Source organism: Nocardioides sp. NPDC004968, from assembly GCF_040608935.1.
Classification (GTDB): domain Bacteria; phylum Actinomycetota; class Actinomycetes; order Propionibacteriales; family Nocardioidaceae; genus Nocardioides.
This window is the reverse complement of sequence record NZ_JBEXJF010000027.1, coordinates 45,500-71,276: the sequence shown is the minus strand read 5'-3', so window position 1 is coordinate 71,276 and position 25,777 is coordinate 45,500. Positions and strand designations below refer to the sequence as shown.

Below are 25,777 nucleotides of genomic sequence, written 5' to 3'. Positions count from 1 at the left end.
GTGTGTTGCCGACTTCGATGGGGATGCGGTTCAAGCGGCTGGTCGAGGCCTGGGCTCAACCCCGTAAGCAGCAGTTGGTCGGCAAGGGTGCCCCGCTGCCGCCGTGGGAGCGGCTCATGGGCCAAGGCTTCGCCCGGCTGTTGGAGACCCTCGACCCGGCCTCGCTGCCCCGTCACGGTGGCGACGCGACCACCATCAACGTGGTCATCTCCCTCGAGGAGCTCCGCAAAGACCTCGGCATCGCCACCCTCGGCTACGACGAAACCAACGGCACCACCATTAGTGCGGCCGAAGCCCGGCGGATGGCCTGCAACGCCACCATCATCCCCTGGGTGTTGGGCGGCGACAGTGAAGTGCTCGATGCTGGTCGTGGCAGTCGGTTCTTCCAGCCGATTCAGCGCAAGGCGATGCGGTTGCAGCGGAAGTGCTGCCAGGCCGAGGGTTGTGACATGCCACCGGAGTGGTGCGATGCGCATCATCTAGAACCGTGGGCTGCGGGTGGGAAGACGGACCTGAAGGACGGGGCGTTGTTGTGCCCTCATCATCACCGTCTGGCGCACAACCCGGCTTACGTTCATGAGCGGCTACCGGATGGCACGATCCGGTTCACCCGTCGCCCTTAACTGGCCGTGCCCGTGAATCACTCCACCGGGTCCTGCCCGTCGGGCCTGATGACCCCACCGCTGACCGGTCTAAGCGCTCGTTGAAGCCGTCGGTCCTGGTGCCCAACGAGCGTTCCGGCCAGCTGTGTCGACTCCACACTCGCCGCTTCCCCACTGGCGGGGACATTTCCCCACTGCAATGGAGGTGCCCCACGCTCCGGAGGGTGGGGAACCTCCACGCCCGTGGGAACTCTCCGGATCAGTGGGGAAATCATGACCTGCCGGCACCGAACCCGCCCCTGCCAAAGCGACGGCCCACTTGTGAACGATTCACAAGGCCGCGCCCACCGCCATAGGCACCCACGACGCACCGGGCCGTCCACGCACGACCAGCCCACAGCCCCAAGCCCGCACCCAACTAAATCCGCTGCGCCACACCCTCGCCGCCGACCCGATACAGGCCAAATCTTTCTCGAGCAGGCGCCGGGTCAAGGATCGCCGGAGGCCGTCCTTGACGCGGTGCTTGATCGAGAAACAATCGAACCAAGGGTCGGCGGCGAAACACTGAAACGAAGCCACGGCCACCTCAGCGCGCCCTCCCGAAACCAAACGAGACTCGACAAAGCTCGACGACCGAAGCCATCAACAGACCAGCCGCCTAGGAGACGCTGGAGATCTCCCCTGCCCACCGCCCGATCAGCTCGGCCTCATGCGGAGGCGGACCGGGGAGGCGGCGGCTGGCTGCCTCGGCGCGCAGGCCGTCGCAGACGAGGGCGAGGTATCGGCGGCGCAGGGCGGCGCTGCGTACGTCATCTCCTACGTCGATGCGACTGATCTGCTCGAGGAGAACGGTGATGTCGGCGCGGGTGACGTCGGGGCGGAGGATGCCGCTGCCACGGGCGCCGCGCAGGAGGCGGTTGGTGGTGTCGACAGCGAGTTTGTCCAGGTCACGCAGGCCCTGGTCGAAGCTGACCTCGTCGCGCAGAGCGAGGGTGAGCCGCGGGAGGCCGTCGTCGAGCACCTGGCGCAGGAAACCCGTGAATGCGTGCCACGGGTCGTCGGTGTCGCTCAGCGCCGCCTCCGCGAGGGCGATGTAGCGGCGGTAGCTGTCGGCGGCGACAGCCCGCAACAGCGCCTGCTTGTTGGCGTAGCGGCGATAGAGCCCGGCGACGCCCATCCCGGCCTCCTCTGCGACCGCGGCCATGGTCGCGCGGGGGTCCCTGAGCAGGACCTCCCGAGCGGCGATCAGGACCGCGCGGTCCGCGTTGAGGGGCGGCATGCCCCACACCCTACGTGCGGGCGCCACGCTCAGGCGGTTTGTACCTGTGTGATGTCGGCCAAGGCCGCGATCGGACGGTTCGGGTAGTCGGCGAACACCCCGTCCACACCGGCCTCGAAAAGGCGATTCGCCTGGTCGCGGCCGGCTTTCAGGGTCCACACGAAGACGAGCAGACCGTGCCGGTGGGCCTCGTCGGCCAGGCCGGTGGGTGGCTGCCCCTTCTTGCGGACCATCGACTTCTTGGGGCCGATGGCCTGGGCGTACGTCGCGATCTCCGCGCAGTCGACCGCGCCCCACTTCTTGTCGACCAGCTGCACCAGCGGAAGGTCGGTGCGGGTGCTCATCTCCCGCACCCACGCCTCGTCGAAGCTCTGCAGCCACAGCCGCTGGGTGGGCAGGCCCGGGAGACTGTTCCAGGCGTCGACGCCGTGGTCGGCGAGGGTCTGCAGCAGCGTCTCGGTGACGGGCAGGCCGATGGAGGCGAAGTACGTCGGGTGCTTGACCTCCACGTGCAGCCCGACCCGCCGCCCGCGGCGCTGCGATTCGTCGGCGACGAGCAGCAGCAGCGTGTCGAGGGTGATGATCGGCTGGCTCGTCGTCGGCGCCCCGAGACTGAGCAGCTCGGGGAAGGTGAAGTCCTCGGTGAACCACCCGGTCCACTTCTTGCCGCTGATGACCTTGGTCGTACGCCGCTCCGCGAACTCCAGGCGCGAGGCCACGTCCGTGGTGCGGGAGAGCTCGTTCTCGTGGCGAAGCACCATCACCCCGTCGCTCGTCATCACCACGTCAGTCTCGAGCGCGTCCACGCCCTGGCGCAGCGCCAGTCGGTAGGACTCCAAGGAGTGCTCCGGCAGATAGCCGGGTGCTCCGCGATGGCCGATCACAAGGGGGCGGTGGGCCGATGCCATGGCGCCAAGCGTGCGTGCCGGCAGCGACGCCGCGGCGGGCGCAATGTGAATGGCACGTTACGAGCGGCGGGCCATCTTTGATCAAGCACAGCCGGTTCGGCCCCCTCGGGGTCGTCCTCAGGGGGTGTCCTCGCCGGACCAGACGACGTTCTCGCGGATCAGTCGGGCGGGGACGCCGGCCACGGCCGTACGCGGCTCCACCTTCTGGTTGCGGACCATCGCGCGCATGCCGACGACGGCACCGTCACCGATCTCGGCGTGGCCGGTGACGATCGCGTCGCGGCCGAGCCAGACATGCTCGCCGAAGCGGATGTTCGCGCCGTACGGATTGATCCGCTGCCCCGTCTCAGCGTCCTCGAGCCGGTGCATGTCGTCGGTGGCGACGTAGACGTTGGCCGCCCAGAGCTGGTCGCGGGCAGCCACGATCGACCCGCCGTTGCGGGCATCGATCTGTGCGCGGGAGGTCGCGACGAGACCACCGGAGAGGATCACCGCGGAGCCGCCGCCGCAGTAGATCTCGCCCCAGACCATGCTCGTGTCCGGGCCGATGAAGATCGTCGGCGAGTCGCCGCCGACCAGCAGCGCCTGCATCGAGGTGATGTCGGTCGCGACCACGATCAGCGCGTCGGAGAACGGATAGAACCCGAGCAGCTCGATCAGCCGCTCATCAAGGGGGAACCCGTCGCGCAGATAGAGCGCGTTGCCGCCCTCGTGCCACCACGCCGGCAACGGTCCGGTGATCTCGCTCAGCTCGAGCCCGGCAAGCACCTCCGGCTCGAGCCCGGCGGCGATGAGCCGCTCCCGATGTACGTCGGTGAGCGGCTCACCCCTGGTCCAGGACATGCCGGGAACCATAACCCGGCTCAGCTCGGGTACATCCCACTGGACACGTTCAGCCAGGTTCCGGTGATCGCGCCGGCGCCGTCGGAGGCGAGGAAGGTCGCGGTGTCGGCGACCTCCTTCAGCCGCGGCGACCGCTTGGTCATCCGCATGCCGTCGAGGTTCGCCCGGATCCCGTCGAGGGCCTCCTCCGGGAGCCGCGTCCCGAGGACCCGCTCGAACTTCTCCGCGGTGAACGTCTCGGTGATCCCGGCGGTCCAGATCCCCACGACGCGAACGCCGGAGGGGCCGACCTCCGCGGCGAGATCACGGACCAGCGCGTCGAGGGCACCGTCGGCGGCGCTGGTGCCGCCCATGCCGGGCGCCGAGCCACGTGCGGAGCCGGAGTCGAGCGCGAGCACCACACCGCGGCCCTGCGCCACCATCTGCCGGGCGGCCGCGCGGGCGGTGTGGAAGGAGCCGGCGATGCCGCGTACGACCGGCTGGGTGTAGTCGGCGGCCGAGATCTCCAGCAGCGCCTGCCCCTGGATGTCGCCGCGGTCGGCGACGTTGAACGAGATGTCGAGCGAGCCGGTCTCGGCGACGACCCGCGCCACGAAGGCGACCACGGCGTCCTCGTCGAGGATGTCGACCACCCCATAGCCGGCGGCGCCGACCTCCTCGACCCTGGCCGCCAGGGTGGCCTCGGTGCGGCCGGCGAGGTAGACCTTGGCGCCCGCCTCGGCGAAGGCCTTCGCGGTCGTCGAGCCGATGTCGCCCGCGCCGCCCCAGACGATGGCGGTGCGGTCCTGAAGCTGTGCGTTCATGATGTCTCCTGAGCTGTCCTCGCGCACCCGGTGTGCGTGATCTGCCCGTTAGGACGTACGCCGGGCCAGCAACTCATCGGCTAGGCGCAAAACTTTTTTCAGGTCAGCGCCTGCGGGAGCCCGAAGGCGGGAAAGAGATGCGGCTCGAAGGTGGTGATCTGGGCGAGCCTGCCGTCGACGATGCGGAGCACGTCGAGCGTCTGCGGGCGGTAGATCGTGGTGCCCGGGCGACGTACGTAACCCGCGACCGCGGGCATCCGGTTGGCCTGCGCCGGGATGAACTTCCATTCGCCCAGGTAGGTCGGCGAGGTCGGATCGAGGTTGGGCAGCACGAACGACAGCAGCGCGTCGCGGGTGGTGAACCAGAACGGGTTCGGCGGCATGGTGAGCACGGCATCGCTGGTCAGCAGGTCGGCGATGCCCTCGCGCCAGTTGCTCGCCCCGGCGGCGATGTAGGCGTCGATGACCTTCCGCTCCTCCTCGGTCGGCCCCTCGGTACGCCACGTCGACCGGTCCTCGGGCAGGTGCCGGCGCAGCGCCGGCTTGGCTCGCTGCAGCAGCGAGTTCACGGTGGCGACGGTGACGTCGAGCGCGGCCGCGGTGTCGGCGGCCGACCAGCCGAGCACCTCGCGGAAGACGAAGACCGCCCGCTGCTGCGGCGTCAGGTGCTGGATCGCGGTGAGGAAGACCAGCTCGATCGTCTCCCGCGCGACCGCCTCCTCCTCCGGACGCTCCGGCTCCAGCAGGGAGTCGGGGAACGGCTGGAGCCACTCCAGCAGCTCCGGGGGCTCACCGGTCCCGTGGTCGAACCCCGGCAGGGCGGCGTACGTCTTCGGCCGCCGTTCGTTCCGGCGCAGGAAGTCGAGGCAGGTATTCGTCGCAATCCGGTAGAGCCACGCTCGCATCGCCTCGGGGTCCGTCAGCTGGTCGCGCCGCTCCCAGGCCTTGACCAGCGTCTCCTGGACCAGGTCCTCGGCTTCGTCGAAGCTCGCCACCATCCGGTAGCAGTGCACGCGCAGCTCGCGCCGGTGCTGTTCTGCGGCATCCACGAACGGTTCCATGGCTGGCGAGCGTAAACCCGGGACGGCCGTCGCGAGACCGATTTTGCAAGCAATGTCAAACTGCTGCAACACACCCCATCCGCACGACGTAGGAAGTATGTGGGGCGGTCCTCCCAGGGTCCCGGCCGCTGTGCGAGTGAATTGGGCTCCCGGCCGGGGCCCTGGTGCGTTCTCAGACGAGGCCGCGGAGCTTGGGGAGGATCTCCTCACCGTAGAGCTTGAGGAACTTCGCCTGGTCCGGGCCCGGGGCGTGGAAGACCAGGTGGGTGAAGCCCATGTCGAGGTATTCCTTGATCCGCGCGACGTGCTCGTCGGGGTCGGTCGACACGATGAACCGCTTGGCGGTCGCCTCGGTCGGGAGCGCGTCAGCGAGACGCTGCATCTCCACCGGGTCCTCGACGGAGTGCTTCTGCTCGGGGGTGAGACCGAGAGCGCCCCAGAAGCGGGTCGCCTCCATCGCCTGCTCCAGGTCGTGGTCGAAGGAGACCTTGACCTCGATCATCATGTCCACGTCCTCCGGCTTGCGCTCGGAGAGCTCGATGCCGGTCCGTACGGCCGGGAGCAGCGTGTCGGTGTAGAGCTCGGCGCCCTTGCCCGAGGTGGTGATGTAGCCGTCACCGGCGCGGCCGGCGTACTTGGTGGCGGCGGGACCCGAACCCGCGAGGTAGATCGGGACGGGCGTCGAGGGCTTGTCGTAGATGGTCGCCCGGTCGAGCTGGTAGTAGTCGCCCTCGAAGGTGACCCGGTCCTCGGACCAGAGCTTCTTGATCACGCGCACCGCCTCGCGGAACCGCGCGAAGCGCACCTTGCCCTCGGGCCACTCGATGCCCAGCGGGGCCTCGTTCATCGCCTCACCGGTGCCCATCCCGAGCACGACGCGGTCAGGGAAGAGCGAGCCCAGGGTCGCGAAGGACTGCGCCACGATCGCCGGGTGGTAGCGGAACGTCGGGGTGAGCACCGAGGTGCCCATCACGATGCGCTCCGTGCGCGCACCGAGCGCGCCCAGCCAGGTCATCGCGAAAGGCGCGTGACCGCCGTCGTGTCTCCAGGGCTGGAGATGGTCGGAGATGAAGACCGAGTCGAAACCCTGCTCCTCCGCCATCACTCCGTAGTTCAGCAGCTCCGTGGGTGCGAACTGCTCGTTGGACGCCTTGTATCCGAACCTGATCTCCGTCACACGGTCACGGTAGCCTCCCCAGCATGAAGCAGCCCAGCATGAAGCTTGCGATGCCCTTGACCTACTTCGGCAACCCGCGCGAGACCGCGGACCAGGTCGTCGGCCTGGAGAAGGCCGGACTCGACCAGCTCTGGGTCGCCGAGCCGTACGGCTTCGACGCGGTCTCGCTGCTCGGCTACCTGGCCGCCAAGACCGAGACCGTCGAGCTCGGCGCAGGCATCCTCAACATCTACAGCCGTACGCCGGGAGCGCTGCTCCAGACCGCTGCCGGTCTCGACAACGTCTCCGGCGGCCGCGCGATCCTGGGCCTGGGCGCGAGCGGGCCCCAGGTCATCGAGGGCTTCCACGGGGTGGCGTACGACAAGCCGTTGACGCGCACCCGGGAGATCATCGGGCTGCTGCGCGCCGGCCTGCGGGGCGAGCGGCTGCAGAGCGACGGGCTCTACAAGATCCCGCTGCCGGCCGACCAGGGCACCGGCCTCGGCAAGCCGCTCAAGCTGCTCAACAGGCCCGAGCGTGCCGACACCCCGCTGTGGGTGGCCGCGCTCGGTGACAACAACGTCGCCATGACCGCCGAGATCGCCGACGGCTGGCTGCCGTTCCAGTTCCTGCCCGACAAGGCCCGCGAGGTCTGGGGTGAGGCCATCGACAAGGGCCTGGCCAAGCGCTCGGCCGACCTGAAGCCGCTCGAGATCTCCGCCGGCGGCCTCCTCGCGATCACCGACAACCCCGACGAGGCCAAGCGCCACCGCGACACGATGCGCGGGCTGCTGGCGTTGTACGTCGGTGGCATGGGCGCGCGCGGCAAGAACTTCTACAACGACATGGCCGTGAAGTACGGCTTCGGCGACGCGGCCAAGAAGATCCAGGACCTCTACCTCGACGGCCACAAGCGCGACGCCGAGGCCGAGGTCCCCGACGCATGGCTCGAGGCCGGCAACCTGGTCGGGCCGGAGTCGTTCGTGAAGGAGCGGATCGCGGCGTTCAAGGAGGCCGGCGTGACCAGCCTCCAGGTGACCCCCGCCTTCGGCACCGACGGTCTCGCGTCGATCGCCCAGGTCAAGGAGTGGCTGGTCTGATTGCCTCGGCCGGCTGTGAACTCGCTTACACCCACGGCCGGCCCGGACGTCCCGATGTGACGCTGCCCCCACGGGCATTGGTTGCATGGACGCATGTCTGAGCGGATTGTCAGCGCCATCACCGGGCCCGTCACCAAGTGGGTCGTGCTCGGTTTCTGGCTGGTGATGCTGATCCTGATGGGACCGCTGACCGGCAAGCTCGGCGATGTCGAGTCCCACGACAACTCCGACTGGCTTCCCGCCAACGCCGAGTCGACCCAGGCGATCGACGAGCTCGCCAAGGTGCAGGACCCCGACGACCTGACCACGACGATCGTCTACCACCGCGAGGGTGGTCTGACGAAGTCCGACTACACCGCGATCGTGCTCCAGATCCCGGAGATCGCCTCGCTCGACGGGGTCACGAGCCAAGCGACTCCTCAGTCGCAAGAGAATGGATCTCGACAGGCTCGATCTCCGGTGATGCCGGCGATCGCCTACCCGACCGGGGAGAAGAAGGGCCAGAAGCACGGCCTGGTCTCCGCCGACGGCGAGGTCGCCACGGTCTCGCTCGTGGTCAACTATGCCGACGAGGACCCGACCGCGCTGCTCGAGCTTCGCGACGACCTGGTCGAGATGACGAAGATCGACGGCGTCGACGTCTACATCGGCGGCGCGGGTGGTTCCACGGCCGACCAGATGGAGGCCGGCGCGGGCATCGGCGGCGCGCTGCTCTACGCCGCCGCGGGCGTGGTCATCGTGATCCTGCTGATCACGTACCGCAGCCCGGTGCTGTGGTTCCTCCCGCTCGTCTCGGTGCTGGTCGCGCTGGTCGTGTCGATGGGCGTCGTCTATCTCTGCGCGATGTACGCCGGGCTGACCCTCAACCAGATGAACCGGGCGATCCTCGACGTGCTCGTCTTCGGTGCCGGCACCGACTACGCACTGCTGCTCATCGCTCGCTATCGCGAGGAGCTGGGCCGTCACGAGGACCGGCACAAGGCGATGGCAGCGGCGCTGCGCGGGTCGGCGCCCGCGATCATCGCCTCGGCCGGCACGGTCACCGTCGGCATGCTCGGCCTGATGGTCGCCACCATGGGGTCGACCGCAAGCCTCGGCCCGGTCTGCGCGATCGGCATCGTCGCCGGCCTGGTCGTGATGTTGACCCTGCTCCCGGCACTGCTGGTGATCACGGGTCGCTGGGTGTTCTGGCCGGTCAAGCCGGCGTACGGCACCTCCGGCGAGAAGAGCGGAGGCATCTGGGCGCGGCTCGGCGACTGGATCCGGAAGCGGCCCCGGGCGGTCTGGATCGGCACCGCCGCGGTACTGCTGGCCTGCTGCGGCGGGCTCTCGATGCTCAACATCACCACGCTGGACAGCTCGGAGACCTACACCAAGGACTTCCCGTCTCTGATCGGCGACCGGGTACTCGAGGAGCACGACCTCGGCGACCCCTCCAACCCGATCCAGGTCGTCTCGGCCCCGGGCACCGAGAAGGATGTCGTCGAGGCGCTCACGAAGGCCGGCTACGAGGGCGTCACCCCGGTCACCGACGGCAGCCACGAGGTCGCGCTGACCGCGGTCCCGCTGGCCACCGATCCGATGTCGAAGGCGTCGTTCGACACCGTCGAGGACGTACGCGGCGTCGTCCACGCCGTCGACGGCGCCGACGCGCTCGCCACCGGCACCGCCGCGATCCAGCTCGACATGGCCTCGGCGACCGACCGGGACACCAAGGTCGTGATGCCGCTGGTGCTCGGGCTGGTGCTGATCATCTTGATGATTCTGCTCCGCTCGGTCCTCTCCCCGCTGCTGCTGATGGCCACGGTCGTGCTCAGCTTCGGTGCCGCGCTCGGTCTCTCGGCGATCATCTTCGACGCGATGGGGTTCGCCGGACAGGGCCGCGAGTTCCCGCTGTTCGTCTTCGTGTTCCTGGTCGCGCTGGGCATCGACTACAACATCTTCCTGATGCACCGGGTCCGCGAGGAGGTCGTCGCCCATGGCGACACCCGGCGCGCCTCCCTGGTCGCCCTCTCGGCGACCGGCGGCGTCATCACCAGCGCCGGCATCGTCCTGGCCGCGACGTTCGCGGTGCTCACCACGCTGCCGCACGTGAGCTTCATCGAGATCGGCCTGGCGATCGCCCTCGGCGTACTCCTCGACACCCTCGTCGTCCGCTCCATCCTGGTCACCGCCATCAACCTCGATCTGGGCGACGTCATCTGGTGGCCGAGCAGGCTCGCCCGTGGGCGAACGAAAATTCGTTCGCCGCATCCGGTGGCCGGTCGGAGGCCGATGGCCCCGGTCCATCACCAGCTCCGCCAGCCCCCGCCCATGCGCGGTCCGCAGCCCCCTCGGGATCTCCGCGGCCGTCCTGATCTTCGGGGTCATCCGCAGCAGCACCGGCCCCGCAATCCTGGCCAGTACTGAGGCCCCGGCTGCGAACTCGGCGAAGTGTCTTTACGATGTGCCCTACGACTCGGGTCGCTCGGCCCGGTCGCTCCACTTCACTGACATGCGGGGCGTGCGACATGGGGCCAGACGACCAGGACAAGACGAGACCGGGTACGCCGCGGCCCACGCCGCCTCCGGCGCCTGAGCCGGCGAACCCCATCGACCCGGACGCGACTCGGATCCCCAGCGCGAGCCCCACTCCGCCGCCGCCTCCGCCGCCGTCGTCGGCCCCTCCGTCATCACCCCCGCCGTCGTCGCCCCCGCCTGCTCAGCCGCCGACGGCACCGCCCCCGCCGCCGCCGCCCACGATGGCGATGCCGGCGGCCCCGCCCAGCGGCTACGGGCCGCCTCCGGGGCAGCCGCCGGTTGCGTACGCCTCGGGCTATGGGCTGCCGCCGCACCACCAGCAGCCGAAGAAGAGCAACAAGGGGCTCCTGATCGGGCTCGGCGCCGCGGGCGCGGTGGTGCTCGTCGCGCTGCTCAGCACCGGGGCGTGGGCGTTCTTCACCGGGCGTCTCGGGTTCGGCCCGCTGAGCGCCGAGGACAAGAAGGCGGTGACCGCGATCGCCGCGGACGCGCCGAAGCCGGCCTGGGCCTCGGCCGGGGACGCCAAGTGTGCCGCCGAGCAGCTGGTCAAGGACGAGCGCAGCGACGCCCTACGCAAGGCCGGGCTGATCCAGATCTCCGGCGAGTCGGTGACCTACACCGGCGCGTGGCGGGGACAGCAGGCGACGACGTACTCCGAGGGTCTGCTCTCCTGCTCGGGTGACTGGAGCAAGGCGATCGGCAAGGAGTGGGCCCTGACCGACACCGACTGCCTCGGCGACATCGACGAGACCGCGATGGCCGGCCTGATCACCACCCAGGTCATGGAGGTCGAGGACGCCGGCGTCACGAAGCAGGCCGACAAGGCGGTCGCCGCGCTCGATGAGTGCTACGTCAGCGACGAGCTCACCGCGCCGGCCGCGACGGCCACCCCCGCCGTGCTCGGCGTCGACTTCGCGGTCACGTCGCCGACCGTCGAGGGCAGCGAGGTGGTCGTGCAGGCGAAGTCCGCCGACTCCTCGGAGTGGGCCCCGGTGACCGGCGGGAAGGTCAACATCCCCGTTCGTGAAGGCGGCCAGGAGGGCTGCGCGACCTTCCAGGCCTCGATCAACTACCCCTGGGGCACCACCAAGACCAGTGAGAGCGAGGCCTGCGGGAAGGCGAAGGACCGCAGGCTGTGGTGGACGAAGGACAAGTCGTGCGCCCAGCCGAAGTACGCCCCGTGCAGCTCCTGGACGCTCCACTACGAGGGCTACGAGCTCCTCTCCAGTGTCACGATCAAGCTGAAGCTCAACGGCGGAAACTGCCGGTCGGCCTCCGGATCGTGCTCGGACAGGGCCTTCGTCACCAAGCCGAGTGGCACCTGGACCAACTGGACCGCACCCAAGGGCTGGAAGGACCGGTTCACCGCCGAGGTCGACGGTCTCAAGGCAGTCCTCCCGAACTAGCCCTTCCTAACCAACGCCTTAACAATTGGTCTCGCCCGTGGCGTTGCCGCGCGACGATCGTTAAGGGGACGCTAGGGTTTCGGCAGAGGTCTGGAATCGGGTAAAAAAATCAGGGCGAGGTTCTAAAGATGGTTGCGTTCCCCCAGGAAGGCGAGCAGTTCGGTCGCTACGTGATCGAGCGGGTCCTGGGTCAAGGTGGCATGGGTGTCGTCTACCAGGCGAAGGACCCGGCACTGCGACGCAAGGTGGCACTGAAGCTGGTGCTGCCCTCACTCACGGTCGACAAGGACTTCATCACCCGCTTCGAGCGGGAAGCCAACATCCTGGCCAAGCTGCGCTCGCGCAACATCGTGCAGATCATCGAGTACGGCGAGGTCGAGGGCACCGTCTACCTCGTCACCGAGTACGTCCCCGATGGCGACCTGCACGGCTGGCTGAAGACCAAGGGGCAGCTGGAGACCGTCCAGGCGCTGCGCCTGGTCGGTGACGTCAGCGACGCCCTCTTCGACGCGCACCGCGCCGGTGTGGTCCACCGCGACGTGAAGCCGTCCAACGTGCTCCTTTGGGAGCGCCAGGAGGGCGAGCTCGTCCCCTACCTCACCGACTTCGGCATCGCGACCGAGGGCGACTCCAACGTGACCCGGGCCGGCTCGGTCGTGGGCTCGCTGCCTTACATGTCGCCCGAGCGTCACATGGGTGAGCAGGCGACCGCGGCGGGCGACATCTACGCCGCCGGCTGTCTGCTGTGGGCCTGCCTGACCGGCAAGGCCCCCTACGTCGGCACCGACTTCGAGCTGATGAGCGCCCACATCAACAGCCCGGTGCCGAGGCTGCCCGCCTCGACGCCGGGCGCCGACCTGATCAACCCGATCATCCAGCGGGCGCTGGCGAAGAAGCCGGAGAACCGCTTCCGCACCGCGGCCGAGCTCTCCAAGGCCCTCGACAAGGCCGCCGACCGGCTCGAGGAGTCCGGTCTGGGTGGTGGGGTCATCGGCGCTGTCGCCGGAGCGGGCGCCGCCGATCTCGGCTCCCGTCCCGGCGTCAGCTACGACACGACCGCGAGCGGGACCTCCGGCGGCGGCAGGCCGGTCCCCGAGGCCGAAGCCCAGCCGACGATCGTCAAGCGCCCGGGCGAAGGCACCCCGACTCCCGCCCCGCTCGCCAACGAGACCGACTCCACGGTCGTGCACAGCGGCAAGGGCCTGCCCCAGACCGCTGCCGCCGCGTCCTCGACCGGCAACACCGGCGCCGGGGGCGGCCAGCCCGAGTGGCTGCCCTCGCACCACTCCAACGCCGGCCAGGGCAACGGCGGCGACAAGAAGAAGCTCTACACCATCGTCGGCGGCGGGGTCGCCGCGGTTCTGCTCCTCGGCGTCGGCATCTTCACCCAGGGCTTCGGCATCTTCGGTCTCCACGGCGACGACGCCAAGGCGGCTGAGGCGATCGCCAGTGGCGTACCGAAGCCGGGCTGGGCCTCCGAGGACCAGATGACCTGCGCGGCCGAGAGCCTGGTCGGGAAGGTCCCGGCGGCCGAGCTGCGCTCCCACGGGGTCGTGGACGCGGGCGACGACTGGACCTACACCGGCGACTGGCCCGCCGACGACGCGATGAAGTTCACCCAGGGCATGCTCGACTGCACCGAGTCCTGGTCGACCGAGATCGGCGACAACTGGAAGGTCGGCGACACTCGCTGCATGGAGAAGGAGGTCGACAAGACCTCCATGGCTGGTCTCCTCGCCGTCGGGGACCTCCTCAAGGACGGTGACACCGGCGCCGCCGGCCCGGCCAGCGAAAAGGCCGTCAAGGCCCTCGACGCGTGCTACGTCAAGGCCGATGCCCTCGGCGCCAAGGTGACGCCCAAGGCCAACTACATGCAGGTCGACTTCGACGTGCAGGAGCCCACCGCTCCCGGCGGGCAGTCGGTGATCGGGATCGCCAAGAAGGGCAGCAGCAGCTACGAGGAGCTCAAGGGCTCCTCCTACGAGCTCCCCGTCACCGAGGGCGGCGTCGAGGGCTGCATCGCGGTCAAGACCACCGTCAACTTCGCCTGGGGCACCGAGAAGGCCACCGACGCCGACGCGTGTGGCAAGGCCGAGCCGAAAAAGCTCGTCTGGGACAAGCTCGACAAGTGCACCGACCCGACGTACACGAAGCGGAAGATCGCGTGCAACACCTGGCAGCTCAACTTCGAGGGCTTCGAGCCCGGCAAGAAGTTCAACGTGAAGCTCACCCGCAACGGCGGTAAGTGCTCGGACGCGAAGGGCGCGCAGTGCACCTACCCAGGCACTCCCGCCGGCGACGGCCGGGGCGCCGTCGTCCAGTGGTCGGGCCCCCAGGACTGGACGGACAAGTTCGTCGCCACCGCCCCCGGAGCGAGCGCCCAGATCGACAACTAGTTCGACAACTGGGCGGCCCATACTAGGCTGCTTGGTGATGAGCGAGCAGCCGACACCTCAGCAGATCCGCCGGGCGCTGGCCCGGGCCGAACGCGGCGCAGCCCTGGACGTGGCGGAGGCTTCGGCACTCCTCGCGGCCAGGGGCGATGACCTCGAACGACTGACCGCCGCCGCGGCGAAGGTACGCGACGCCGGGCTGGTCGCGGCCGGGCGACCCGAGACCGTGACGTACTCCCCCAAGGTCTTCATCCCGGTCACCAAGCTGTGCCGGGACCGATGTCACTACTGCACGTTCGTGGAGACGCCGGGGCAGGCCGAGCGTGAGGGCCGCGAGCCGTACCTGAGCCCTGATGAGATCCTGGAGATCGCCGCCGAGGGCGCCAAGCTGGGCTGTCTGGAGGCGCTGTTCACCCTCGGCGACCGGCCCGAGGACCGCTGGCCCGAGGCGCGCGAGTGGCTGGAGTCGCGTGGCTATGAGTCGACCCTCGACTACGTGCGGGCGATGGCGATCCGGGTGCTCGAGGAGACCGGCTTGCTCCCCCACCTCAACCCCGGGGTGATGTCGTGGGAGGAGATGAACCGGCTCAAGCCGGTCTCCCCCTCGATGGGGATGATGCTGGAGACCACGAGCCGGCGGCTCTTCGAGACCAAGGGCGAGGCCCACTACGGCTCGCCCGACAAGGACCCGGCGGTGCGGCTTCGGGTGCTCGAGGACGCCGGTCGCCTCTCGATCCCGTTCACCTCCGGGCTGCTGGTCGGCATCGGCGAGAACCTCACCGAGCGCGCGGAGACGATCTTCGCGCTGCGGAAGGTGCACAAGGCCTACGCCGGCCTGCAGGAGATCATCGTGCAGAACTTCCGGGCCAAGCCGTCGACCGCGATGCGCCATGTCGACGACCTGGGGCTGGATGAGTATCTGGCCACGATCGCGGTCACCCGGATCGTCCTCGGCCCCAAGGCCCGGGTCCAGGCGCCGCCCAACCTGGTCGACCTCGACGAGTGCCGGGCGCTGCTCGGCGCCGGGATCGACGACTGGGGCGGCGTCTCGCCGCTGACGCCTGACCACGTCAACCCCGAGCGCCCCTGGCCCTCGCTGGACGCGCTGCGCCAGGTGTCAGCCGACGCCGGCTTCCATCTGCGGCCGCGGCTGACCGTCCACCCCGAGTACGTCAACGGCACCCTGCGCGAGGGGCAGGCCTGGATCGACCCGCGCGTCCTCTCCCACGTCGAGGCCCTCGCCGACGAGGACGGGCTGGCCCGTGACGGCATCCGCCCCGAAGGGCACCCGTGGCAGGAGCCCGACGGCGGCTTCACCGCAGCCGGCCGGGTCGACCTGCACGCCTCCGTCGACACCGAGGGCCGCACCAACGACCGCCGCGACGACTTCGAGACGGTCTACGGCGACTGGGACGCCGTTCGAGAGGCCGCCACCACGACCGGCGCACCGGCCGTACTCCACGCCGAGGGACACGAGGCTCTCGCCGCCGCTGAGAAGGACCCCGGCAACCTCTCCGACGAGCACGCACTGACCCTGATGACCGCCGAGGGCGACCTGCTGCGCCAGGTCACCAAGCTCGCCGATGACCTGCGCCAACAGGTCAACGGCGACACCGTGACGTACGTCGTCAACCGCAACATCAACTTCACCAACGTCTGCTACGTCGGCTGCCGGTTCTGCGCCTTCGCCCAGCGCAAGACCGACGCGGATGCGTACTCCCTGGATCTGGACCAGGTCGCCGACCGCGCCGAGGAGGCCTGGAACCTCGGCGCCACCGAGGTGTGCATGCAGGGCGGGATCGACCCCGAACTCCCCTCGACCGCCTACTTCGACCTCGTCCAGGCCGTCAAGCAGCGGGTGCCGGAGATGCACGTGCACGCCTTCTCCCCGATGGAGATCGTCAACGGCACCTCCCGCACCGGGCTCCCCATCGAGGACTTCCTGATCAAGGTCCGCGAGGCCGGGCTGGGCTCGCTCCCCGGCACCGCCGCCGAGATCCTCGACGACGAGGTCCGCTGGGTCCTGACCAAGGGCAAGCTACCCGCGAAGACCTGGATCGAGATCGTCTCCACCGCCCACCGCGTCGGCATCCCGACGACGTCGACGATGATGTACGGCCACGTCGACAACCCGCGCCACTGGGTCGGTCACCTCCGCGTCCTGGCCGGCATCCAGGACCAGGCCCGTGAGCACGGAAACGCCGGATTCACCGAGTTCGTACCGCTTCCGTTCGTGCACACCAGCGCACCGATCTACCTCGCCGGCGCAGCCCGCCCCGGCCCGACCATGCGCGACAACCTCGCCGTCCACGCGCTCGCCCGGATCATGCTCCACGGCCGCATCGACAACATCCAGACCTCCTGGGTCAAGCTCGGCATCGACGGCACCAGGGCCATGCTCCAAGCCGGCGCCAACGACCTCGGCGGCACCCTGATGGAAGAGACCATCTCCCGGATGGCCGGCTCCGAGCACGGCTCGGCAAAGACCGTCGCCGAGCTCGAGGAGATCGGCGCAGGCATCGGCCGGGACGTACGCGAACGGACGACCTTGTACGAAGGTCGATGACCTGATGCACGTCGTGTTCTACCGGAACCTCAACCTCGGTCATGCCGGGTCGCCGAACCGGGAGCAACTGGAGGGTGCGCTCGAGCGGGGCGGCGCCTTGCGCGTGAGGTCGTTCCAGACGAACGGGACGGTGTTGCTCGAGGCCGATGCCCCCGAGAGGGTCGTGGCTGCGGCAGCCGGCGAACTGGGCTCCCTGGCAGGGTACGACGACGCGGCCATCGTGAGGCCGTTGGCGGATCTCGAAGAGCTGTTGGCCTTGGGGGTGTTCGAGAAGCACCAGTCCCCCCGCACGTACCGCGAGACCGTGACGTTCTTCTGGGGCGGCAAGGAGCCGAGTTGGTCAACACCATGGACCAACTCCAAAGACGACGTCGACGTGCTGCACATCGGAGACGGGATCGCCCTGAGCCTGATCCGCAAACCCCGCAACTCCGCGGGGAGTCCCACCTTCGAACTGGAACGGGCCACCGGTGGCGTGGCCACGACGAGGACCCGCGGCTCCATCGACCGGCTGTTGAATGCCGCCGCAAAGTGGAAGTAGTCCGCATCGTTGAGGCGGAAGCCACTGGGGAGTGGCAGGGGGTATCGGAAACGACTACCCTCTACGATCCTCGCTGAACCGTCTCGAGAAGAGTGAGATGTCCGACCCCACCGGCAGCACCGCTCAGCAACAACCGAAACCCACCGAGCTCGCCAACGCGGCGGCTGAGGAGGCCCGTCGGCGACGGCTCGGGCTGCCGCCGCTGCCGCGGCGGCGGCGTGACCGGGGCCGCCCCGTACGCCTGGCGCTGCGCTGGCTCGTGAGCGTCGGCGTACTCGTCGCGGTGGCCTTCCTCGGCACCTCGGCGTGGGCTTACTTCACCGGCGAGATCGGTCCGCTGCGCGGTGCCGAGAAGGACGTCGCGCGCACTCTCGCCCTCGCCGGCGACACCCCGGCCTGGGCCGACCCAGAGCAGATCCGCTGCGCCGGAGACGCCATGGTCAAGGACAAGGGCAGCGCCGGGCTCGCCGATGCCGGAGTGGTCGCCAAGACCGGCAGCGGGTTCAGCTACGCCGGGGAGTGGCCCTCGGCGCTGGGCTCGCAGTGGTACGCGGAGCTGCTCGACTGCGCCGACGGCGGCGCCAACAGCTGGAGCAGGCAGGTCGCAGACGCCTGGACGCTCGATGACCCCCGATGCCTGCGGGAGGTCGGCCGCCCGGCGATCGCCGGTGTCCTGGCGGTCACCAACCTGCGGCTCACCGACGAGGACCTCGCCGCCAAGAACGTCGCCACGATCACCCACCTCGACAGCTGCTACGCCCGCACACCCGAGGCGCCGACCGGAGCCGCCGCCGCGGGCTACCGCGAGGTCACGCTGAAGGTCACCGCCCCGGCGGTCACCTCCGGCATCGCCTCCATCGACGACGGCGCCACCCAGCCCACCGCCGGCGAGGACCCGGAGCTCACCTACACGCTGCCGGTCGCCAAGGGCGGCACCGAGGCTTGCGTAGAGGCGACCACCAAGGTGACGTACGCCTGGGGCACGGTCCGCGCCGGCGAGCCGGCCAAGCTCTGCGGCAAGGCGGCCGCGGCCCGGATGGAGTGGCACACGGTCGAGCGTTCGTGCCCGAAGGGGAAGCCGAAGTGCACCTACATGGCGGCCTATGTCGAGGGGTTGGCCGACAACCAGACGATGACGGTCACCTACCGGCCGACGGGTGACTTCAAGTGTGCCGGCAAGAAGCCGACCTGCACGGTCAAGATCAAGGCCGACGCCACCGGGAAGGCCCGCACGCCCGGCCTGATGGTCACCGGCAAGAAGGGGAAGATCGTGGCGAGCGCGGGCAGTCTGAAGGCGACGTTCAGCGGCTCGTAGGCTGGGGGCGTGCCTTCTGATCTCACCTTCGGCGCGACCCGCGGGCCCAGCCCCGACCCGGCCCAGCGCCCGCCGGCACTGCCCCGCAAGCGTCGCCGGACCCTTGTCGACCTCCCCTGTGGGACGTACGTCGCCGGGGACTCGTTCGGCGAGGGCTACCAGGCCGACGGCGAAGGTCCGGTGCACCCGGTCGACCTGCCCGGCTTCCGGCTGGACGCGACCGCGGTCACCAACGAGGAGTTCGCCCGGTTCGTGAAGGCGACCGGACACGTCACCACGGCCGAACGAGAGGGCTTCTCTGCCGTCTTCCACCTGGCCTTCGAGGGCTCGCCCCGCGACGTCCTGGGCCGCTCCCCCGAGGCACCCTGGTGGCTCGGCGTACGCGCCGCGTCCTGGCGGGCCCCGGAGGGCCCCGGCTCCAACGTCGGCCGCCGCGGCAACCACCCGGTCGTCCACGTCTCGCACGACGACGCGCTGGCGTACTGCGACTGGGCCGGGACCAGGCTGCCGACCGAGGCCGAGTGGGAGTACGCCGCCCGCGGCGGCATCGCCGGCTCGCGCTTCCCGTGGGGTGACGACCTGGAGCAGGCCGACACCCACCACGCCAACGTCTGGCAGGGAGTCTTTCCCGACACCAACACCGCCGACGACGGGTTCGTGACGACCGCGCCGGTGCGGACGTACGACCCCAACGGCTTCGGGCTGTTCCAGATGATCGGCAACGTCTGGGAGTGGTGCGCGGACTGGTTCTCGCCGACCTACTACGCCGACCTCGTCGACTCCGGCTCCTCCGCGGACCCGCGGGGCCCGGCCGAGGGCCTGACCCGGGTCATGCGCGGCGGCTCCTACCTCTGCCACGACTCCTACTGCCACCGCTACCGGCTCTCGGCGCGCTCCAGCAGCCCGCCCGACTCGACAGCGGGCAACCTGGGGTTCCGCTGCGCGGCCGACCTGGACGATCAGTCCGCCGGGTAGAACTCCTTCGGGCAGGTGTCACCGGCACAGTCGGCGTACTTCTCGCTCAGCCCACGCAGCTCGGCCAGCTCGTCGGCGTACTCGGGGAGCAGCGCGAGCGAGCGGATCTGGTAGGGGTCCTCGGCCAGGTCGTAGAGCTCTTCGCTGCCGTCGGAGAAGCGGGCGTAGGTCCAGTCACCGAAGCGGATCCCTGAGTAGATCTGCTTGGAGCCGTCGTTGACCCGCCAGGCGGAGAGCGGGATCACCCGGTCCTGCGCGGGGGCCTCGAGCCACGGCATGATGTTGACGCCGTCCTGGGTCCGCCCCGGCTCGGCGCCGGCGACCGCCATGATCGTGGTGGCGATGTCGGGGTTGCCGACCCCGGTGGCCAGGGTCCGTCCGGCCGGGATGCCCGGGCCGCGCAGGATCACCGGGATCCGCTGCGTCTCGCGGTAGTGCATCAGCTTGCCGTTGATGTTGTGGCCGCCGGTGGTGTAGCCGTTGTCCGAGGTGAAGATGATGATGGTGTTGTCGAGCTGGCCGGTCTCCTGCAGGCGGAGTACGTGGCTGGCGACCGCGCGGTCGAGCGACTGGACTGCCTCGACCCGCTGCTCGTGCGCGATCCGCAGCTCGGCGCGGCCCTGCGCGTCGAAGTGCTTGCGCGAGGCCGAGATCCGCGGCGCATCGGTCGGGGTGCGGAACATGTAGGGAGTGTCCGGCAGCTCGAGACCGTCGAAGGAGTGCTTGTCCTCCTCCGCCGGCCTGGTCGTGCTGGTGCCCTCCGGGTCTTCCGGCTCATCGGGTCCACCGTGGTGCGGTGCCACGTAGTTGAGCCACATGTACCACGGCTTGTCGGCACGCTCCGGCGCCGAGATCATCTCGTTGGCCTGGTCCCGCATGACGTACGTCGTGTAGCGGTTGTAGGTCGTGAGCTTGCCGTTGTGGTTGATCCGCGGCCGGATGAAGTTGTAGGTCGACATGTCTGTCGTCGCCCGCCAGTCGGTCCACCCGGGCGGCACGTCCTTGGCGGTCCCGTCGAGACCGTAGCCGTTGAGGTACTTGCCGGCGAAGAGGGTGTCGTAGCCAGCATCCTGCAGCGCCTCGGGCAGCGTGCCGGTGTGGTCCATCGACTGGTAGCCACCGCGTTCGCCGTTGATCGTCACCGTGTGGTGGTTCTGGCTGTACTGCCCGGTCAGCAGCGACGCACGGGCCGGCACGCAGATCGGCGTGGGCGCGATCGCCTCGGTCAGCGAGGTGCCCTGCGCGGCCAGGAGGCTGCGGGTGTGGGGCATGAACTCGAGGTCCTCGTAGGCGAGGTCGTCCGCCGTGATCATGAGGATGTTGGGCTGGGTCGAGTAGGGCGCCCAGTCGGGCGTCGATGTGGCCGTCGAGGGCACCACGCCATCGTTGTCGCGCGCGAAGGCGTTCCCGGCCAGAGATCCCAGCGAACCCAGCGGACCGGCCGATTCAGGCATCGCGCCGAGCGCGATCGAGGCGCCGGCGAGCACGGCAACGGCCGCCACCGCCAGTCGGGCGCGAGGCGCCATCTGCTCTGCTCCCTTGGTCGGTCCCCGCGTCGTATGTTTCCGTCCGGTTCCACTCCATACCGGACCGGGTTAACGTTACCGAAGGGGGCCGTCATGACCCCAATGCCCGGCCGATCAGGAGACTCAAGTGAGCGAATCGCGCGAGAACTACGGCGACTACAGTGTCGACGACGAGGACCAGATCACCGGTGAGGACGCGCTCTCCGGGGACGTTCTCGAAGGTGAGGTGCGCGACGAGCTCGACCACGGCATCGTCACCGCCGACCGCTACTCCACCGACTACGGCAACACGCCCTGGGAGGAGGAGCACCGGGAGTGCATCGACCAGCGCCGCCACCAGGAGGTGCCGGAACCGGATCCCTACGCGGTCGAGTACGACGATGCCGAGGAGAGCGACGACCCTGACGGCCGCGAGGTCGGCAACCAGCGAGCGGGGCGGCTGGTCGACCCCGACCGTGGCGAGGGGGAGGACGCGGAGTCCGAGCTCTACGGGATCGATGCCGGCATCGACGGCGCCGGCGCCTCCGCCGAGGAGGCCGCCATCCACATCATCGACGACAGCGACGCCGACGGGGACGACTACCGCTAGGCGGTGAGGTCGTCGATCTCCAGCACGATCTCGACCTCGAACCCCTCAGAGCTCTCCAGGTAGAGCGCCGTGTGCTCGTCGCCGCCGGCGTGCGGGTAACGGTCGGCGTACATCTCGTGCCAGCCGTGCTCGGTCGACGCCGCCCGCATCCTGTCGAGCTGGTCTCGGTCATCGATCATGAACGCGATGTGGTTGACGCCGGGCCGGAGCCGGTCCTGCGTGCCGTGCTGGTCCTTGGAGTGCTCCATGAAGACGTACGTCCCGTCCGGTGCCTCCCAGAAGTGGCCCTTCTCGCCGGCCTCCCAGCCGAGCTCACCGAAGAGCCAGCCCCACTCCCCCGAAGCGGTCTCGAAGTCGTCGACCCAGAGGTCCCAGTGGTGGATCGCCCGCATCTCTCCCCCTAACCAGCCAGTGAGCCTGAGGCTACATCGTGCACCGGCGTACGCGGATCGGTTCGGACTCGGAGTATTGGTGGCGAAGCCGAGAAACGGAGTCGCGGGAGGGCGTGCCGCGTGTGAGGATCGGGGCGTGAGTGACCTGAAGACCTTCATCGCCGGGCTGCCCAAGGCCGAGCTCCATGTCCACCATGTCGGATCGGCTTCGCCGCGGATCGTCTCGGAGCTGGCTGCTCGGCATCCGGGGACGGTGCCGGCGGACATCGAGCTGCTGCGGGAGTACTTCACGTTCAGCGACTTCGCGCACTTCATCGAGGTCTACCTCTCGGTCGTCGACCTGGTCCGTACGCCGGAGGACATCCGCTATCTGACCTACGAGATCGCGCGCGACCTGGCCCAGACCCAGCAGGTCCGTTACGCCGAGCTGACCTGCACGCCCTACACCTCCGTACGCCCGGACCTGGCCGTGCGAGAGCCTGGCACCGGGCACACCGGGATGGCGATCGAGGCCTACACCGAGGCGCTCGAGGACGCCCGGGTGGGAGCCGAGCGCGACTTCGGGATCACGCTGCGCTGGATCTATGACATCCCGGGCGAGTCGGGGATCCCGGCGGCCGATGCGACCCTGGCGTACGCCGTCGACCACGGCCCGGAGGCGCTCATCGGGTTCGGGCTCGGTGGACCCGAGGTGGGGGTTCCCCGGCCGCAGTTCGAGAGGCACTTCGACGCGGCTCGCGCCGCGGGACTCCGCTCGCTGCCACATGCCGGCGAGACCACCGGACCGCAGACGATCTGGGACGCCCTGACCGTGCTGAAGGCCGAGCGGATCGGCCACGGCACCTCGGCGGCCCAGGATCCCGCCCTGCTCGCCCACCTCGCGGAGCACCGAATCCCGCTCGAGGTCTGTCCCTCGTCCAACGTCGCCACCGGGGCCGTCGCGACGCTCGAGGAGCACCCGCTGAAGACGTTCGTCGACGCCGGTGTGCCGGTCACGATCAACTCCGACGACCCGCCGATGTTCGCGACCACGCTCAACCAGGAGTACGAGATCGCGACCGACCTCCTCGGCCTCGACGCCGCCGGCATCGCCAACCTCGCCCGTGCCGCCGTCGACGTCTCCTACGCACCCGACGACGTCAAGACCCGGCTGCGCGCCGAGATCGACGCGTACGCCACGCCTTAAGCGCTTGACGCGACTCGGACCCGCCCGTTTGCTGGACGCCATGGGCGAACTGACACTGGCGGTCAACGGGATCGAGCTGTGCGTCGAGACGTTCGGGAGTCCGGCGGACCCGCCGATCCTGCTCGTCGGTGGGATGAGCGCCTCGATGGACTACTGGGAGGACGACTTCTGCCAGGCGCTGGCCGCGGGCCGGAGGTTCGTGATCCGCTACGACCACCGCGACACCGGCCGCTCGACGACCTGGCCACCGGGAGAGCCCGGCTACACCGGGCGCGACATGATCGCGGACATCCCGGCTCTGCTCGACGCCTTCGGCCTCGACAAGGGCCACATCTTCGGCATCTCGATGGGCGGGGCGCTGGCCCAGTGTGCGGCGGTGCTCTATCCGGAGCGGGTCGAGACGCTGATCCTCAACGAGACCTCACCGGCCTTCGACGGCGTACCCGACCTGCCGCCGATCGGCGAGGAGCTGGCCGACTTCTTCGCGAAGGCGGCCACCACCACGGTCCCGGATCCCGACGACCACGAGGCGCTGGTGTCGATGCTGGTGGAGGACCAGCGGGCGTTCGTCCCGGAGGGCTTCGACGAGGCCAGGATGCGGGCGGTGATCGAGCGGGTCGTACGCCGCACGCCGGACATGCGGCCGAGCTTCGCCAACCACCAGGCGATGAGCGACGGCGAGCCGGTCGAGGCGACCCTGGCCGACATCGCCGCCCCGACGCTGGTCATCCACGGCACCCGTGACCCGCTGTTCCCGATCGGCCACGGCGAGATCCTCGCCCGCGACATCCCCGACGCGACGCTCCTCGTCCTCGACGGGGTCGGCCACGAGCCGCCCCCGCCCTCGACCTGGGACAACGTCGTCCCGGCGATCATCGATCACACGAGCTAGACCTCGATCTTCCCGAGAACGTCCCCGATCGCGACCGTCCCACCCACGTCGGTGCCGCGGGAGAGCACTCCCGCACGATGTGCGGCGACGCGGGTCTCCATCTTCATGGCGTCGATCACCGCGACGTCCTGGCCCTCGGTGACCTGCTCGCCGTCGGGGACGAGCCAGTCGACGAGTACGCCGGGGACGGTGGCCTCGAGCACGGCCGGGTCTGCGACGGCCGTCGCCGGATTGTCATCGGCCGCCATCGCGCCGCCCGCCGCGATCCCCCGCAGGAGATCATCCGGAAGCCCCAGCATCACCCGACGGCCGTCGATCTCGATCGGCACCCGCCGGAGCGGCTGCACGGGCGCCGGCTCGGAGCGCCGCTGCGTCTCCAGGCGCGGCATCAGCGTGGTCTCGATCCACTGCGTGTGCACCGCGAACCCGGCGGTCGAGAAGGCCGGGTCGTCGAGCAGGACGCGAGCGAAGGGTACGACGGTCGCGACCCCTTCGACGCTGAGCTCGCGGAGCGCGCGGCGGGCACGTACGACGGCGGTGTCCCGGTCCGGCGCGTGCACGATCAGCTTGGCGATCAGCGAGTCGAAGGCGCTCTGCACCGTGTCGCCCGCCTCGATCCCGGCGTCCCAGCGCACCCCCGGCCCGGCGGGGACCCGCAGGCCGGTCACGACGCCGGGGCTCGGCAGAAATCCGCGGCCCGGGTCCTCGGCGTTGATCCGCAGCTCGATCGCATGGCCCGTCGGCGCCGGCGTCTCCGAGAACGAGAGTCCCTCGCCCGCGGCGATGCGCAGCTGCTCCGCGACGAGGTCGACGGCGGTGACGGCCTCGGTGATCGGGTGCTCGACCTGGAGGCGGGTGTTCACCTCGAGGAACGAGATCACCCCGTCCTCGCCCATCAGGAACTCCACGGTCCCGGCCCCGCGGTAGGAGACCGCGGCGCAGATGTCACGCGCGGCGTCGTGGATGCGGCGACGCTGCTCGTCCGTCAGCCCCGGCGCGGGCGCCTCCTCGACGAGCTTCTGGTTGCGTCGTTGCAGCGAGCAGTCCCGGTCGCCGACGACCACGACGTGTCCGGTGCCGTCGCCGAGCACCTGCACCTCGATGTGCCGCGGGCGCTCCAGGAACCGCTCGACGAAGCACTCCCCGCGACCGAAAGCGGCCAGCGCCTCGCGCGATGCGGAGTCGAAGGCATCGGCGACGTCGTCGAGCTCGCGGGCGACCTTCAGCCCACGGCCGCCGCCGCCGAAGGCGGCCTTGATCGCGATGGGAAGCCCGTGCTCGCGAGCGAACGCGACCGCCTCGTCGGCCGACTCCAGCGGCCGGTCGGTGCCCGCCACCAGCGGTGCGCCGACGCTCTGCGCGATCCGGCGTGCGGTGATCTTGTCGCCGAGGCTGTCGATGCTCTCGGGACTCGGGCCGATCCAGATCAGGCCGGCGGCCTCGACGGCGCGCGCGAACTCGGCGCTCTCCGACAGGAACCCGTAGCCCGGATGCACCGCGTCGGCACCGGAGGCCTGCGCCGCGGCCATGAGCCACTCGATGCTGAGGTAGGACTCGGCGGCGGTGGACCCACCGAGCACGTACGCCTCGTCGGCCAGACGCACGTGCAGCGCGTCGGCGTCCTGATCGGCGTAGACGGCGACCGACACGAGGCCGGCCTCGGCAACCGCCCGCACGACGCGGACGGCGATCTCTCCCCTGTTGGCGATGAGCACCCTGCGCAT

General features: G+C 69.7%; 21 protein-coding genes. 12 read left to right on the top strand and 9 right to left on the bottom strand.

Translation table 11 applies throughout. The features are described from left to right. A partial coding sequence (locus ABZU72_RS21165) for a DUF222 domain-containing protein (protein ID WP_355020785.1) occupies window positions 1-623 on the top strand: 623 nt, incomplete at its 5' end. A 637-nt stretch (window positions 624-1,260) separates the two neighbouring features. On the opposite strand, the gene ABZU72_RS21160 is transcribed toward ABZU72_RS21165, so the two are convergent. From ABZU72_RS21160 to fgd, 6 genes are all read right to left on the bottom strand, one after another. Next, complete coding sequence (locus ABZU72_RS21160) at window positions 1,261-1,881, bottom strand: helix-turn-helix domain-containing protein (protein ID WP_355020784.1); 621 nt, start codon at window positions 1,879-1,881, stop codon at window positions 1,261-1,263. 29 nt (window positions 1,882-1,910) lie between these two features. Next, window positions 1,911-2,789: a glycerophosphodiester phosphodiesterase family protein gene (locus ABZU72_RS21155; RefSeq protein WP_355020783.1), complete on the bottom strand. Its 879-nt coding sequence runs from the start codon at window positions 2,787-2,789 to the stop codon at window positions 1,911-1,913. 117 nt (window positions 2,790-2,906) lie between these two features. Next, complete coding sequence (locus tag ABZU72_RS21150; RefSeq protein WP_355020782.1) at window positions 2,907-3,632, bottom strand: hypothetical protein; 726 nt, start codon at window positions 3,630-3,632, stop codon at window positions 2,907-2,909. A 20-nt stretch (window positions 3,633-3,652) separates the two neighbouring features. After that, on the bottom strand, window positions 3,653-4,435 hold the full coding sequence (locus ABZU72_RS21145) for an SDR family oxidoreductase (protein WP_355020781.1): 783 nt from the start codon (window positions 4,433-4,435) through the stop codon (window positions 3,653-3,655). A 98-nt stretch (window positions 4,436-4,533) separates the two neighbouring features. Further along, window positions 4,534-5,496, bottom strand: a complete 963-nt coding sequence (locus ABZU72_RS21140; RefSeq protein WP_355020780.1) for an RNA polymerase subunit sigma-70 — start codon at window positions 5,494-5,496, stop codon at window positions 4,534-4,536. Between the two features lie 172 nt (window positions 5,497-5,668). After that, window positions 5,669-6,673, bottom strand: coding sequence for a glucose-6-phosphate dehydrogenase (coenzyme-F420) (fgd, locus tag ABZU72_RS21135; protein ID WP_355020779.1), 1,005 nt, complete (start codon window positions 6,671-6,673; stop codon window positions 5,669-5,671). Between the two features lie 23 nt (window positions 6,674-6,696). Between fgd and ABZU72_RS21130 the strand changes: the two genes are divergently transcribed. The 8 genes from ABZU72_RS21130 to ABZU72_RS21095 all read left to right on the top strand — a co-directional run bounded on the left by ABZU72_RS21130 (window position 6,697) and on the right by ABZU72_RS21095 (window position 19,468). Further along, window positions 6,697-7,752: an LLM class F420-dependent oxidoreductase gene (locus ABZU72_RS21130; RefSeq protein ID WP_355020778.1), complete on the top strand. Its 1,056-nt coding sequence runs from the start codon at window positions 6,697-6,699 to the stop codon at window positions 7,750-7,752. Between the two features lie 93 nt (window positions 7,753-7,845). Next, window positions 7,846-10,161 (top strand): MMPL family transporter, encoded by a 2,316-nt coding sequence (locus tag ABZU72_RS21125; protein ID WP_355020777.1) that lies wholly within the window; start codon window positions 7,846-7,848, stop codon window positions 10,159-10,161. Between the two features lie 338 nt (window positions 10,162-10,499). Continuing rightward, window positions 10,500-11,678, top strand: coding sequence for a hypothetical protein (locus ABZU72_RS21120; protein WP_355020776.1), 1,179 nt, complete (start codon window positions 10,500-10,502; stop codon window positions 11,676-11,678). Between the two features lie 128 nt (window positions 11,679-11,806). Continuing rightward, window positions 11,807-14,074: a serine/threonine-protein kinase gene (locus tag ABZU72_RS21115; protein ID WP_355020775.1), complete on the top strand. Its 2,268-nt coding sequence runs from the start codon at window positions 11,807-11,809 to the stop codon at window positions 14,072-14,074. 37 nt (window positions 14,075-14,111) lie between these two features. After that, on the top strand, window positions 14,112-16,637 hold the full coding sequence (locus tag ABZU72_RS21110; RefSeq protein ID WP_355020774.1) for a bifunctional FO biosynthesis protein CofGH: 2,526 nt from the start codon (window positions 14,112-14,114) through the stop codon (window positions 16,635-16,637). Window positions 16,638-16,641: 4 nt separating this feature from the next. After that, window positions 16,642-17,178, top strand: a complete 537-nt coding sequence (locus tag ABZU72_RS21105; protein ID WP_355020773.1) for a DUF1697 domain-containing protein — start codon at window positions 16,642-16,644, stop codon at window positions 17,176-17,178. Between the two features lie 97 nt (window positions 17,179-17,275). Then, a complete protein-coding gene (locus ABZU72_RS21100; protein ID WP_355020772.1) occupies window positions 17,276-18,493 on the top strand; it encodes a hypothetical protein in 1,218 nt (405 codons plus the stop codon). A 9-nt stretch (window positions 18,494-18,502) separates the two neighbouring features. Further along, the gene (locus ABZU72_RS21095) at window positions 18,503-19,468 is read left to right on the top strand and encodes a formylglycine-generating enzyme family protein (protein ID WP_355020771.1); all 966 of its coding nucleotides are present in this window, start codon (window positions 18,503-18,505) and stop codon (window positions 19,466-19,468) included. Here the strand turns inward: ABZU72_RS21095 and ABZU72_RS21090 are convergent. After that, window positions 19,453-20,994, bottom strand: coding sequence for a sulfatase-like hydrolase/transferase (locus tag ABZU72_RS21090; RefSeq protein WP_355020770.1), 1,542 nt, complete (start codon window positions 20,992-20,994; stop codon window positions 19,453-19,455). The two genes, ABZU72_RS21095 and ABZU72_RS21090, sit on opposite strands and share 16 nt — an antisense overlap. Window positions 20,995-21,121: 127 nt before the next feature. Here ABZU72_RS21090 and ABZU72_RS21085 point away from each other — a divergent pair, with 127 nt between their 5' ends. Further along, a complete protein-coding gene (locus ABZU72_RS21085) occupies window positions 21,122-21,583 on the top strand; it encodes a DUF5709 domain-containing protein (RefSeq protein ID WP_355020769.1) in 462 nt (153 codons plus the stop codon). Here ABZU72_RS21085 and ABZU72_RS21080 read toward each other — a convergent pair. After that, complete coding sequence (locus ABZU72_RS21080) at window positions 21,580-21,975, bottom strand: VOC family protein (protein ID WP_355020768.1); 396 nt, start codon at window positions 21,973-21,975, stop codon at window positions 21,580-21,582. The genes ABZU72_RS21085 and ABZU72_RS21080 overlap by 4 nt on opposite strands. 136 nt (window positions 21,976-22,111) lie before the next feature. On the opposite strand from ABZU72_RS21080, the gene ABZU72_RS21075 reads away from it, so the two are divergent. Both ABZU72_RS21075 and ABZU72_RS21070 read left to right on the top strand, forming a co-directional pair. Then, a complete protein-coding gene (locus ABZU72_RS21075) occupies window positions 22,112-23,161 on the top strand; it encodes an adenosine deaminase (RefSeq protein WP_355020767.1) in 1,050 nt (349 codons plus the stop codon). A 40-nt stretch (window positions 23,162-23,201) separates the two neighbouring features. Continuing rightward, a complete protein-coding gene (locus tag ABZU72_RS21070; RefSeq protein ID WP_355020766.1) occupies window positions 23,202-24,053 on the top strand; it encodes an alpha/beta hydrolase in 852 nt (283 codons plus the stop codon). Here ABZU72_RS21070 and ABZU72_RS21065 read toward each other — a convergent pair. Continuing rightward, window positions 24,050-25,777 (bottom strand): biotin carboxylase N-terminal domain-containing protein, encoded by a 1,728-nt coding sequence (locus tag ABZU72_RS21065; RefSeq protein ID WP_355020765.1) that lies wholly within the window; start codon window positions 25,775-25,777, stop codon window positions 24,050-24,052. The two genes, ABZU72_RS21070 and ABZU72_RS21065, sit on opposite strands and share 4 nt — an antisense overlap.

Excerpts from the sequence above, each read along its gene's own strand:
- ABZU72_RS21100 (WP_355020772.1), top strand. The coding sequence starts at position 17,276 with ATGTCCGACCCCACCGGCAGCACCGCTCAGCAACAACCGAAACCCACC.
- ABZU72_RS21160 (WP_355020784.1), bottom strand. The coding sequence starts at position 1,881 with ATGCCGCCCCTCAACGCGGACCGCGCGGTCCTGATCGCCGCTCGGGAG.
- ABZU72_RS21125 (WP_355020777.1), top strand. The coding sequence starts at position 7,846 with ATGTCTGAGCGGATTGTCAGCGCCATCACCGGGCCCGTCACCAAGTGG.
- ABZU72_RS21090 (WP_355020770.1), bottom strand. The coding sequence starts at position 20,994 with ATGGCGCCTCGCGCCCGACTGGCGGTGGCGGCCGTTGCCGTGCTCGCC.
- ABZU72_RS21105 (WP_355020773.1), top strand. The coding sequence starts at position 16,642 with ATGCACGTCGTGTTCTACCGGAACCTCAACCTCGGTCATGCCGGGTCG.
- ABZU72_RS21120 (WP_355020776.1), top strand. The coding sequence starts at position 10,500 with ATGCCGGCGGCCCCGCCCAGCGGCTACGGGCCGCCTCCGGGGCAGCCG.
- ABZU72_RS21115 (WP_355020775.1), top strand. The coding sequence starts at position 11,807 with ATGGTTGCGTTCCCCCAGGAAGGCGAGCAGTTCGGTCGCTACGTGATC.
- ABZU72_RS21155 (WP_355020783.1), bottom strand. The coding sequence starts at position 2,789 with ATGGCATCGGCCCACCGCCCCCTTGTGATCGGCCATCGCGGAGCACCC.
- ABZU72_RS21150 (WP_355020782.1), bottom strand. The coding sequence starts at position 3,632 with ATGTCCTGGACCAGGGGTGAGCCGCTCACCGACGTACATCGGGAGCGG.
- ABZU72_RS21130 (WP_355020778.1), top strand. The coding sequence starts at position 6,697 with ATGAAGCAGCCCAGCATGAAGCTTGCGATGCCCTTGACCTACTTCGGC.
- ABZU72_RS21070 (WP_355020766.1), top strand. The coding sequence starts at position 23,202 with ATGGGCGAACTGACACTGGCGGTCAACGGGATCGAGCTGTGCGTCGAG.
- ABZU72_RS21140 (WP_355020780.1), bottom strand. The coding sequence starts at position 5,496 with ATGGAACCGTTCGTGGATGCCGCAGAACAGCACCGGCGCGAGCTGCGC.
- ABZU72_RS21110 (WP_355020774.1), top strand. The coding sequence starts at position 14,112 with ATGAGCGAGCAGCCGACACCTCAGCAGATCCGCCGGGCGCTGGCCCGG.
- ABZU72_RS21145 (WP_355020781.1), bottom strand. The coding sequence starts at position 4,435 with ATGAACGCACAGCTTCAGGACCGCACCGCCATCGTCTGGGGCGGCGCG.
- ABZU72_RS21065 (WP_355020765.1), bottom strand. The coding sequence starts at position 25,777 with ATGCGCAGGGTGCTCATCGCCAACAGGGGAGAGATCGCCGTCCGCGTC.
- ABZU72_RS21080 (WP_355020768.1), bottom strand. The coding sequence starts at position 21,975 with ATGCGGGCGATCCACCACTGGGACCTCTGGGTCGACGACTTCGAGACC.